This window comes from Primorskyibacter flagellatus, from assembly GCF_048268605.1.
Classification (GTDB): Bacteria; Pseudomonadota; Alphaproteobacteria; order Rhodobacterales; family Rhodobacteraceae; genus Primorskyibacter; species Primorskyibacter flagellatus.
This window is the reverse complement of record NZ_JBLWVF010000039.1, coordinates 1-10,019: the sequence shown is the minus strand read 5'-3', so window position 1 is coordinate 10,019 and position 10,019 is coordinate 1. Positions and strand designations below refer to the sequence as shown.

The following is a 10,019-nucleotide window of genomic DNA, read 5'->3' as shown; positions in this document are numbered from 1 at the left end:
AGGTGGACGACTTTTACGCCGCCCGCAGCGGGCTCATCCCGCCGCTACCGTGGTCGACTTTCTCACCGCCGTTCTCAACGCTGGATAGTTCGATCTTCGGAACACTCGTTCCCATCTCCGCCGCATAGCTCAGTATGTCAGCGTCGCGGATAATCCTGCCGATATGATGATTGCTTCGCCATATCAAACTGCGCTTTTTGGGCTGGCCTGGCCAAGGCGAGATCATTTCTTTTGAGACGAGTGGAGCGTCTCATCAACACGTGGCTGACGCGTTTGTCGGTTCGGATTTTGAGATAGTGCCTAATGGGAGTATTTATCATTGGCCTCTCAGGCCGACATTCCGCTGGAGAACAAGAACACCATATAGGCTGCATAGGCGACCAGCATGAGAATGCCCCAAAGCCGCCCGACCTTCGTCGTTGCGAACAGCAACGTCAACAGTAGCAAGGCAGCCCCCAGCATTACGGGCGTGTCGATGGTGCGAAACCGTGCACTCACTTCGATTGGCTGAATCACGACGGTTACGCCAAGAATGGCGAGAATGTTGAAGATATTTGACCCGATGACGTTGCCCAGTACGACGTCAGATTGGCGCCTGATCGCGGCGACAATGGCGGTGGCAAGCTCGGGCAGCGAGGTGCCAATGGCGACCAGCGAAAGCCCAATCACGGCATCCGGCACTCCGAAAGTCCGCGCGATGTTCACGGCTCCATCGACCAGCAGGTCCGCTCCGAACACAAGCGCCGCGATTCCGCCAAGCGCGAGGACAGGCGCCAGCCAGGGTCGCCGCAAGGGAACGTCCTCGAACGCCTCTGCCTCATGGTGAAACGTCTTGGCGGTGCGGTTCCTCCGCTCCAGCCAATAGGTGGAGAAAAGATAGCCCGCCAGCACCATCAGCATCGCAATCCCTTCGATGCGGGTGATGATTTCCCCTTGTACCAAGACGAACGCCGCAAGCGAAACGAGGGTTGCCACGAGTGCCTCGCGCACCGCCGTGCGCTCCCAGCCCATAATGGGTGCAATGAGTGCAGCCACCCCTACTATGAGCAGGATATTCGCGATGTTTGAGCCGACAACGTTTCCGAGGGCAATTTCGGAGGCACCGTCGAGAGCCGCGTTCACTGACACCAGCAACTCGGGCGTGGACGTGCCGAAGCCGACAATGACAAGCCCGATCAGGAGCTTCGATATGCCGAGCCGCTCGGCGATGGCAACCGAGCCGCGCACAAGCCCTTCGCCGCCGACGAAAAGTAGGACGAGGCCAGCGGCCACGAAGAGAAGATCATAAAGCATTCGTGGTCCTGTCGGTTAATAGTCGGCTTCGGCATGGGCAGCATTCTGATTGTCATGTCGGGATTTAAGGTGTTGATCAAAGAAAAGGAACTGCAAGCCTTCTCCCTATTCGTAATTTTTTGCGTGTCTTCTTCATTGAAATGCGCCCGGCGATTGTAAACAGGTGCTGGCGATCTGATATCGTAGTGACCCACCCGGAAGGAACCAGATGCAGCGCAACGACGGTGAAATACGGCGACCCTCGCTGTCGCTCCCGATCCTGCGCACGGCACGCCGCCAGCATCGTGCTGGTACGCTCACTCTCGGCAGTCTCCTGTCGGCTCTCGGCGAGGCGTCCTTTGGATGGGCGATCGTGGTGTTCTCGCTGCTGACGCTGCTGCCACTGCCACCTGGGTCTTCCCTGATCACGGCGCTGCCTCTTCTGGTGACCACAGCCCAGATGATGTTGGGTTACCCCCATGTGAAACTTCCAGGGCGCTTGGCCCGTCTGCGGATTGACCCTTTGAAGCTGAGGCGGACGGTCCTGCGCCTCCGGCCGGTGACACGAAGGCTCGAACGCATCCTCGTGCCTCGCTACAAGACGCTGTTTTCCCGGCGCAATGAACGACCTCTCGGCCTGTTCATGTTCGTGATCGCATTCGCTCTTTTCTTGCCAGTTCCCCTGAGCGGTTGGTTCCCGGCCATCTCGCTCTTCATCATTGGCGTCGGCATTGTGGAGAAAGACGGCCTTGTCAGCAGTGTGGGTCTGGTCCTTGGTGCGGCATCGGTCTTGTTGACCGCAACAATCCTCACCTCCCTCGCTGCGGGCGCGGACGCCCTTATCCACTGAAGACGGGCTCAAGCCCCCTGAGAATGGACGAGCACCAGCGCCGATCAATCGCAATCGGAATTATCCATGAGCCCATCTTGCATCTGAGTGTTGCACTGCATCCCAGATTGAAGATCCGTATCTTTCAAAATGACTTCATCAAACACCGCACCAGTCAGGTCCGAGCGATCGAACGAAACGTTCTTCAGTGTTGCGTCCGTAAAGCTTGCTCCACCCAAATCCGCGCCTTCAAATGACACGTTCTCCAGTACGGCGTTGTCGAAGATCGCGATTCCGAGGCCAGCACCAGTGAAATCAACATTCCGAAAAGTGGATCCACTGAGATCAACCCCCGTCATCTTGCGCCCAGACAGATCGAGGTCTTCAAATATGCAGCCATTGCACTGACCGAGCATGCGCAACTGGTCACTATTGCTTGCGGTCTGCGCAGCCGCCAAACCGGGAATAATGAGAAGCATTGCAGAGGCTATTGCGCTTCCAAAACGTACGCCTACGCCCATATTATTCTCTGCTTCTGGCCTTCGCGACCCAGACTTCAAAAGTCAAAAAGGTCGCCTAGAAACGACTCCCGCTTCTTCTTGTGGGGCTGTGATCGATGCGTGTCTCGGTATTCGGAGCTGTGTGCTTGTGCAGGCTCTGCCGCAGCCGGGCCCGCGCGTTCAATGATCTTGTCGAGTTCGCCACGGTCAAGCCAAACCCCCCGACATTTCGGGCAGTAATCAATCTCGACGCCGCTACGCTCAGCAATCACGAGCATCTCTCCGTCCACGGGACACTGCATGCGGTTCACCTCTCTTGCCAATTTCAATTCATATCAGCGTTTGAACTAAGTACTCTGTGGCCGTTTCCAACCCCTCAGCCGCGAAAACGCGCGGCTGTCGGTGCATCCGCCCCTCACAACCTTGGGTCAGCAAGGGTCGCCGACACATCGGACGTGCTTCCGTCCCGGAGCACGCGGATCGTGACCCTGTCACCGGGAGCGTAGGCGTCGAGCGCATCACGGAGATCAGCCGAAGTCGCGACAGCCCGATCCTCTATTCCGACGATGATGTCCCGAGGGACCAGCCGTCCGGACGCGTCTTGGCGCGCAGGGCGCAACCCAGCCGCCACGGCCGGGGACCCCGGCTCTACCCCGAGGATAAGAACCCCTTCCAGACCCTGCATTGCGGCGAGGCGATTGATCTGGTCGGAATGCCGAATACCCAGAATAGGCGGTCGATAGGTGCCTGTTTCGATCAGCTGGGGCACGACCCGGTTCACCGTGTCAACGGGCACCGCGAAGCCGATACCGGCACTGGACCCGGACGGGCTGAAGATGGCCGTATTCACGCCGATCAGTCTCCCCGCGCTGTCGATCAGCGGACCGCCGGAATTGCCGGGATTGATCGCCGCATCGGTCTGGATCAGGCCCTCGATGGTCGCGCCGTCCTGTGTCGGGATCTCGCGATCAAGCGCCGAGACGATGCCAGTGGTCAATGTCCAGTCGAGACCGAATGGGTTGCCTATCGCGAAGACTGATTGCCCGACGCGCAGCGTGTCGCTCTCGCCGATCGGCAGGGGCGGCGGAGTGTCGAGGCCCGCATCAACGTGAAGAACGGCCAGGTCGTGTTCTGGGGCCGTTCCCACGAGATCTGCCTCCAACAGACGACCGTCTGCGAGCCGGACACGGGCTCCAGATGCGCCCTTTATCACATGATTATTGGTAACGATGTGGCCCCGATCGTCCCAGATGAACCCCGAGCCCGTGCCCCGCGGTACTTCCATAGCCCGGCGTGACCATGGATCGAGCACGCGACTTTCGGTCGTGATCGACACGACCGAGCCACGTGCCGCCTCGAACAGGGCGATGGTCGTTTCCTCCTGGGGCGCAAGTTCGCCACGCGGAATGATCTGGCGCAGCTCAGTTTCGCGCCATGGTGCTTCGAACAGTAGGAAGGCGGCGATGCCAGCCGCAACCAGCCCCAATAGAAAACCGCGCAATTGGCCTGCACCTCTAATCATTCGGATTTTTCTCTTTATATTTCATGATAAGTCAGATGATTTCGAATCGACAAAGTTTTATTTGGCTTTGGTTTCGCCCAATCTCAACTCCTGACCCCAAACAAATGATGACAGCAATGCCGGTTTCGTCGCACTTCATTCTCGAAGTCTGTCGGCATAAGCGCTATCTCCCGAACGTGTCACGGCTGTGCACCCTCGGGCGAGGCGTTTCCCAGGTTGACGTCAAGCCATTCAGTCATCCGCGCCACGACAATACTTAGCTTGCTCCCTGACATCTGTCCCGTGAGTCGCTTTCCAAAATCTTCAAATGGTGACACATTACCAGCTAGGGACGCGTGGCAGAGAACCCGCGCTCGCAACAGGCGGATCGGAGCGGCATCCATGACCCTTGCACATATCCTGTGTGTTTTATCTATCTTTTCGGCATGTATTGCCTTGATGGCGCTTGACACGCCGACGACCGTGGCCAGATCTGACGACCTACGTGTAGGACGGGTAACCAACCTACCACTGCCCCGCTACGTCAGTCTGAAGACAAAAAAGGCGAACGTGCGCCGTGGGCCGAGCCTGACCTACCGCATTGATTGGGTGTACCAGCTTCGGAACATGCCGTTGCAGATCACTGCCGAGTACGGCCATTGGCGTCGCGTGATCGACAGCGACGGGCAAGGTGGCTGGGTGCATTACGTCTTGCTGTCGGGCGTACGCACAGTGATCGTCGAAAAAGATCTTCTTGCACTGCGCAACAAACCGTCTGAAACTGCGCGTGTGAGGGCTAAACTGGAACAAAACGTCATCGCGCAGCTCGAAGAGTGTCAAGGCGCGTGGTGCGAATTGAACGCGGGTGGCTATACGGGTTGGGCACACAAATCCGCATTTTGGGGTAGTGGACCAGAAGTTCTCGTAAACTGAGTTTTTGGGATCCGCGCAAGCCATGATTGCACTTAAACGCCACTGGTCAACCATCAACGTCTGAACCTTTCTGCGGTGCTCCTGTCATCGGTGGTAGCACTGGGGTCGCGTTTCTCTAACCACAGCGTAACCGCCTGAGTGCCCGGGGAAACCGGAGCAAGATCACGGGCGACCTACAGTTCCCTTCATCTTGGTTGGTGCACATGTGCACTTTGCACCAGGCCAAAGGCCATCATCAGCACTAGCATCGCCGTCCCGCCGTAGCTGACCAGCGGCAACGGCACGCCAACGACCGGCACCAGCCCCATGACCATTGCCATGTTGATAGCAAAGTAGAGGAAGAAGGCCATCGCTACCCCAAGCGTCAACAAACTCGCATACCGGTCCCGGTTCGCCATTGCCGAAACCATACAAAATATGATGATCAGTGCGTACATCAGGAGTAGAGAGGCAGTACCAACGAAACCAAATTGTTCGGCAACCGCTGTAAAGATGAAGTCGGTATGCTTCTCAGGCAGGAAGTTGAGCCGCGTCTGGGTTCCCTGCATGAAACCCTTGCCACTCCACCCACCCGATCCGAGCGCGATCTTCGCCTGCGTAATGTTGTATCCAGAGCCGAGTGGATCGGCGGTAGGATCGAGGAAAATATCGATCCTACGATATTGGTAATCCTTCAATAATTGCCAAGGCGTATCTCGGCTCTGCAGAACGGCGGTGACGGTGCCGACACCTGCAACCGCGGCTGTTGTAAAATACGCCCAATGCACGCCCGCAAGAAACATCATCGCGGCACCTCCAATCAAGAGAAGCAGGGAGGTTCCGAGATCGGGCTGCACCAAAACTAATGCTACGGGCATCGCGATAAAAACTAGCGGCACAGCAACCCATAACGGGTGCGATGTTTTCCGAGAAGGAAGCCAATCATAATAGGCAGCGAGCAACATGATGAGGCTAATTTTCATGAGCTCAGAGGGCTGTAACTGCATGAAACCCAAATCAATCCAACGCTGCGCACCGCCGCCGCTGAAACCAGTAATTTCAACCCCGATGAGCAGACAGAGACTGACGAGATAAGCCATTACGGAAAGGTTGCGCCAGAGCCAGATTGGCACCATCGCGATGCCAACCATGAGAATGAAACCTGCCGCGAAACGTTCTACTTGCGGCTTCATCCAAGGGTGTGCTGAGCCGCCCGCGAGTGCATAAAGCATAACAAACCCGACACAGGCCACAGCACAGATCAAAACGATCAGGCCCCAATTGAGATAGAACAGCTTACGTAAACCGGTTGGTACGGTTTGGCTGTTGTAAATAAGGTAGCTCATGTGTAGCATTTCCCAAATTGGACTTGATCGGCGCAAAGTTTTCCGATCGCCTCCCCTATAGAAGAGTCGCTCTCCCCTCTCACGGCTGTTCCCCGCGGATCACCCGGTTGGCACCAGTCAAATCAGCGCCTCAAATGCACAGCCACGGCGTTTTCCGAACATGCACAATTGCTGATCTATACCCGCTTCCGATGCAATAACCGGACTAAAGAGAAACGAAATAAGAATGCCAAGTGGCCCCGCTCGCTTCGTTCCAGCCATACGCCGTGGCATCGGAGGCTTCAGTCGATCTCAACGCTGGAGCGAGCCAGAATCACCAACTGGGTTCCGTCGAGTGGACATTGCATCATTGAGTCTCCTTCGTTGTTGATATAACTTGGGAGTGCCGTCCATAGATCGCAACCTCGGCAACTCATTCTATGGGTCGCAACACACAGCACACGAATGAGCATATGGCGACCCCTCTGCTTTCAGCGTGCTCGATTACGTCAGCAAGACGGCCGAGACGGCAGCACACTTCAGCCGTGATCAAGAGAATCCGCGCGGCGCATTGCTCTTCCATCTGCTGAGTAAGCTTTATGAACGCACCAGCGTCGTCATCACCACAAACCAGAGCTTCAGCGAATAGGCAACAGTCTTCGGCGATCCAAATACGACGGCCGCCTGACTCACCGCTGCCACATCTGGGAGACCGGAAACGACAGCTTCCGCTTCAAAGCAAGCGCAGCCTAGCGGCGCGAAAAAAGAAAGAGGGCAATGACATTTTGACCCAAGACTGCCCCTCGAAACAAGTCTCAAGCTGGGTCAGTTCTCGATGGAAAACCTGGGGGTGCTTCAGCATGGAAATCTACAGCACGTGCTTAGGGCTATCCCTGAGCCTCCTTGGTCAGCCCAAGGTGTCCGGTCGAAAGGGGGCCGGTTCGCGATCTGATACTATCCAAGGGCCTGTAAGGCATCCTCAAGCCTGTGTGGTGGCAACGGTTTAGAAAGAACAGCTTCCGGTTTTGTGGTCGCAATACGCTCCAACTTCATCGGGTCGGTTGTTCCCGTTACGAAAACCACTTTGATATCCGGACATCTCTCGCGGATTGCCTCGACAATCTCACAGCCGCTTCCGCCGGGCCCAAGGTCCATGTCGGTGACAATTGCGTCAGGGCAATGATCAGCGAATTCTCGTTCAGCTTGTGCGACGGACCCGGTGACCGCTAACACAAGATAGCCCGCGTTTTCGCAACGCTCCCGGATATCCATCGCAATCAGCGGGTCATCTTCGACGATGACGAGCGTCTTGATTGGACTCATTTTAATTCTCTTCTATAGACTAACGTCAGATAAACATCAGAGTCGTTAGTTGGGTTCCGAGAAAACTGACAGCTTTTTCGCAAGGCTGCTACTTCCACACTTCTGTTGTTAGACCCCATGATCGCGGTGTGAGTTGACTGGGCTTTGTTGCGCAAAGAGTGTGAAGCCCGGACCTCCCCTTTCCCCGGACGGACTTATCCCATGGGCTCTGTGACAGGTATGCCGAGCGCGGTGTAGCCGTTTAGCACGGCAGCGCGGATCTGGAGTTCGGCGACCTGGCGATCGAAGTCGCGTGCCATGAGGCTCTGCCCCAGCAGCTTCACGCAGTGCATCTTCGTCTCGGCGCGGCTTCGGCGGTGATAACCGGTCCATTTTCGCCAGATGGCGCGGCCGAGGTATTTCGAGGCGCGCAGCGCCTCGTTTCTGGCGATCGCACCGGCCGTCAATGGCTTCCAGGGCTTGGCGTTCTTGCGTGGCGGTATGACAGCATCGGCGCCCCGATCGGCGATGGCGTCGTGGCACTTGCGCGTGTCGTAGGCGCCATCCGCGGTGACCGAGCCGATCTCCACGTCATCGGGGATCTGGTCAAGCAGCTCGGGCAGCATGGGCGCATCACCAATGTTGCTACCCGTGATCTCGATGGCTCGGATCTCCAGCGTCTGTTCGTCGACGCCGATGTGGATCTTGCGCCACAGACGGCGTTTCGCGCCACCATGCTTGCGGGCATGCCACTCGCCTTCGCCCTCTGCCTTGATGCCAGTGCTGTCGACCAGCAGGTTCAGGGGGCCCTGCGAGCCGCGGTAGGGGATGGTCACGGCCAGGGTTTTCTGGCGCCGGCTCAGCGTGCTAAAATCTGGCACCGACCAGTCGAGGCCGACCAGGCGGAGCAGGCTCTCCACGAACCCGGTCGTCTGCCGGAGGGCCATGCCGAAGAGCACCTTCATCGTCAGGCACGTCTGGATCGCGGCATCGCTATACTGTGGCTGCCTGCCTCGCTTGCCCGTTGGCGGGGGCACCCACACCATGTCCGGGTCGAACCAGATCGTCAGGGAGCCACGTTGCCTCAGCGCTTCGTTATAGGCCGACCAGTTCTTGGTCTTGTAGCTCGGCGGAATGGGTCTGCTCATGCAGACCAGCTACCACGCTGGATTCGCGAGATGAATCCCTCACTCGGCGTTTGCGCATGTATGCCAAGGGCGTCGAAATCTGGTGCGCTCCCACCGTAGACGAGCGCGACGTCTGGCAAGCCACGATGCGTCATATCGCCCATGAAGGGCGTTGCTTCCTGGTCAGCGCTTGCCAGTACCAGCCGTCGCCCGCCGAACTTGGCGTCTCGGTCGAGCATTGGGACGATGCCCGCCCGCTGATCAATGGCGGCAGCGTTATCATCGGGCCCATGGGCGATGTGCTTGCAGGTCCGCTGACCGGACGCGAAGGGTTGGTTTCAGCGGAAATCGACCGGGCCGAACTGGTCCGCGCGCACTATGATTTCGATGTGGTTGGGCATTATTCCCGCCCCGACGTCTTCACCTTGCAGGTGGATGAGCGGCCGAAAGCTACGGTCCGATTTCACGGAAGCGACGAATTAGATGTTTAGTCCCGGCATCTGGTGGATAGGGTTTAGCTTGCTGCTCGCCATATCCTAAATCGCCCTTGGCCGGTCAGCTCCCGGACCAGGCCTTTCGCTTCCATCCAAGCCAGGTTGCGCTGCACGGCAGCGCGGCTAGCGCCGGTCAGCGTTTCCGCCATCGGTGCCGCTATCAACGGCCATTCGATGAATGCCTCCCGCAAGGCAGGCGGTGTGCGGCCCGACAGGTTCGCCATTACGTTTTCCGCCTGTCCGGCCCATGTTTCAATGCCGTCCAGATGACGCATCGCCGTTAGAATTGCGCTGCTCATCCCATCCAGCCAGCGGGCAAGGCGCTCTGGTGGCAAGCCGGATGCGCGCAGCCCCCCTGCCCCGCCCATAGCCAGCGGTGCGAAGATGGCACCGCTTCCGTCGCTGCCCGCGATCCTGGCGGCGGTGACAGCGCCCTCGATACGATCTCCATGTTGGCCGAGGCCGGCTAGGCTCCAGAGGTGAAAGCCCATACATGCGCGCGTGATCGGATGTAGATCGGTAGCCGAAGCCATTACGCCCAACCAACCGCCCGCGCGACCTTCGAAACGCTCGGTGACGTCTTCGATGTGCTCGTGTCGCGTTGCCCTTAAATCTGAGACACGACGCGTTCGGGGGGGAGTGGGCAAAACGTGGGGGTCTGGTCGTGCTAGGGTCGGTTCTTTGCGAGGAGAACTGCCATGGATGTCCGGATAACTGTTGAGACCACCTTCGAAAACGGAAGGAAACGCTCCCATCA

11 protein-coding genes and 1 pseudogene are annotated in these 10,019 nt (G+C 57.9%); 4 read left to right on the top strand and 8 right to left on the bottom strand.

What is annotated here, in order from left to right; translation table 11 throughout:
- Positions 1–327: 327 nt before the first annotated feature.
- Complete coding sequence (locus ACN0WV_RS19125; RefSeq protein ID WP_417607844.1) at positions 328–1,293, bottom strand: calcium/sodium antiporter; 966 nt, start codon at positions 1,291–1,293, stop codon at positions 328–330.
- Between the two features lie 208 nt (positions 1,294–1,501).
- On the opposite strand from ACN0WV_RS19125, the gene ACN0WV_RS19120 reads away from it, so the two are divergent.
- Positions 1,502–2,122, top strand: a complete 621-nt coding sequence (locus tag ACN0WV_RS19120) for an exopolysaccharide biosynthesis protein (RefSeq protein ID WP_417607843.1) — start codon at positions 1,502–1,504, stop codon at positions 2,120–2,122.
- A 44-nt stretch (positions 2,123–2,166) separates the two neighbouring features.
- Here the strand turns inward: ACN0WV_RS19120 and ACN0WV_RS19115 are convergent, their stop codons facing one another.
- From ACN0WV_RS19115 to ACN0WV_RS19105, 3 genes are all read right to left on the bottom strand, one after another.
- Positions 2,167–2,580, bottom strand: coding sequence for a pentapeptide repeat-containing protein (locus ACN0WV_RS19115; protein ID WP_417607842.1), 414 nt, complete (start codon positions 2,578–2,580; stop codon positions 2,167–2,169).
- A 77-nt stretch (positions 2,581–2,657) separates the two neighbouring features.
- Positions 2,658–2,903, bottom strand: coding sequence for a TFIIB-type zinc ribbon-containing protein (locus tag ACN0WV_RS19110; protein WP_417607845.1), 246 nt, complete (start codon positions 2,901–2,903; stop codon positions 2,658–2,660).
- Between the two features lie 113 nt (positions 2,904–3,016).
- The gene (locus ACN0WV_RS19105) at positions 3,017–4,123 is read right to left on the bottom strand and encodes a S1C family serine protease (protein WP_417607841.1); all 1,107 of its coding nucleotides are present in this window, start codon (positions 4,121–4,123) and stop codon (positions 3,017–3,019) included.
- A 381-nt stretch (positions 4,124–4,504) separates the two neighbouring features.
- Here ACN0WV_RS19105 and ACN0WV_RS19100 point away from each other — a divergent pair, with 381 nt between their 5' ends.
- On the top strand, positions 4,505–5,035 hold the full coding sequence (locus ACN0WV_RS19100) for an SH3 domain-containing protein (RefSeq protein ID WP_417607840.1): 531 nt from the start codon (positions 4,505–4,507) through the stop codon (positions 5,033–5,035).
- A 185-nt stretch (positions 5,036–5,220) separates the two neighbouring features.
- Here ACN0WV_RS19100 and rodA read toward each other — a convergent pair whose 3' ends face one another.
- A complete protein-coding gene (rodA, locus tag ACN0WV_RS19095; protein WP_417607839.1) occupies positions 5,221–6,360 on the bottom strand; it encodes a rod shape-determining protein RodA in 1,140 nt (379 codons plus the stop codon).
- 544 nt (positions 6,361–6,904) lie between these two features.
- On the opposite strand from rodA, the pseudogene ACN0WV_RS19090 reads away from it, so the two are divergent.
- Positions 6,905–7,083, top strand: a pseudogene (locus ACN0WV_RS19090) (ATP-binding protein); the annotation flags it as partial.
- A gap of 210 nt (positions 7,084–7,293) precedes the next feature.
- Here ACN0WV_RS19090 and ACN0WV_RS19085 read toward each other — a convergent pair.
- Together ACN0WV_RS19085 and ACN0WV_RS19080 are read right to left on the bottom strand one after the other, a co-directional pair.
- On the bottom strand, positions 7,294–7,662 hold the full coding sequence (locus ACN0WV_RS19085; RefSeq protein ID WP_417607838.1) for a response regulator: 369 nt from the start codon (positions 7,660–7,662) through the stop codon (positions 7,294–7,296).
- 194 nt (positions 7,663–7,856) lie between these two features.
- Positions 7,857–8,789 (bottom strand): IS5 family transposase, encoded by a 933-nt coding sequence (locus tag ACN0WV_RS19080; protein ID WP_417607837.1) that lies wholly within the window; start codon positions 8,787–8,789, stop codon positions 7,857–7,859.
- A 56-nt stretch (positions 8,790–8,845) separates the two neighbouring features.
- On the opposite strand from ACN0WV_RS19080, the gene ACN0WV_RS19075 reads away from it, so the two are divergent.
- Positions 8,846–9,259: a nitrilase-related carbon-nitrogen hydrolase gene (locus tag ACN0WV_RS19075; RefSeq protein WP_417607836.1), complete on the top strand. Its 414-nt coding sequence runs from the start codon at positions 8,846–8,848 to the stop codon at positions 9,257–9,259.
- Positions 9,260–9,282: 23 nt separating this feature from the next.
- Here ACN0WV_RS19075 and ACN0WV_RS19070 read toward each other — a convergent pair whose 3' ends face one another.
- Entirely contained in the window at positions 9,283–9,795 is a 513-nt protein-coding gene (locus tag ACN0WV_RS19070) for a hypothetical protein (RefSeq protein ID WP_417607835.1), read from the bottom strand.
- Between the last annotated feature and the right edge of the window lie 224 nt (positions 9,796–10,019).

What these genes read in the sequence shown, in the direction of transcription:
- ACN0WV_RS19075 (WP_417607836.1), top strand. Translation starts at nt 8,846, where the DNA reads ATGTATGCCAAGGGCGTCGAAATCTGGTGCGCTCCCACCGTAGACGAG.
- ACN0WV_RS19105 (WP_417607841.1), bottom strand. Translation starts at nt 4,123, where the DNA reads ATGATTAGAGGTGCAGGCCAATTGCGCGGTTTTCTATTGGGGCTGGTT.
- ACN0WV_RS19115 (WP_417607842.1), bottom strand. Translation starts at nt 2,580, where the DNA reads ATGCTTCTCATTATTCCCGGTTTGGCGGCTGCGCAGACCGCAAGCAAT.
- rodA (WP_417607839.1), bottom strand. Translation starts at nt 6,360, where the DNA reads ATGAGCTACCTTATTTACAACAGCCAAACCGTACCAACCGGTTTACGT.
- ACN0WV_RS19125 (WP_417607844.1), bottom strand. Translation starts at nt 1,293, where the DNA reads ATGCTTTATGATCTTCTCTTCGTGGCCGCTGGCCTCGTCCTACTTTTC.
- ACN0WV_RS19085 (WP_417607838.1), bottom strand. Translation starts at nt 7,662, where the DNA reads ATGAGTCCAATCAAGACGCTCGTCATCGTCGAAGATGACCCGCTGATT.
- ACN0WV_RS19070 (WP_417607835.1), bottom strand. Translation starts at nt 9,795, where the DNA reads ATGGCTTCGGCTACCGATCTACATCCGATCACGCGCGCATGTATGGGC.
- ACN0WV_RS19110 (WP_417607845.1), bottom strand. Translation starts at nt 2,903, where the DNA reads ATGCAGTGTCCCGTGGACGGAGAGATGCTCGTGATTGCTGAGCGTAGC.
- ACN0WV_RS19120 (WP_417607843.1), top strand. Translation starts at nt 1,502, where the DNA reads ATGCAGCGCAACGACGGTGAAATACGGCGACCCTCGCTGTCGCTCCCG.
- ACN0WV_RS19080 (WP_417607837.1), bottom strand. Translation starts at nt 8,789, where the DNA reads ATGAGCAGACCCATTCCGCCGAGCTACAAGACCAAGAACTGGTCGGCC.
- ACN0WV_RS19100 (WP_417607840.1), top strand. Translation starts at nt 4,505, where the DNA reads ATGACCCTTGCACATATCCTGTGTGTTTTATCTATCTTTTCGGCATGT.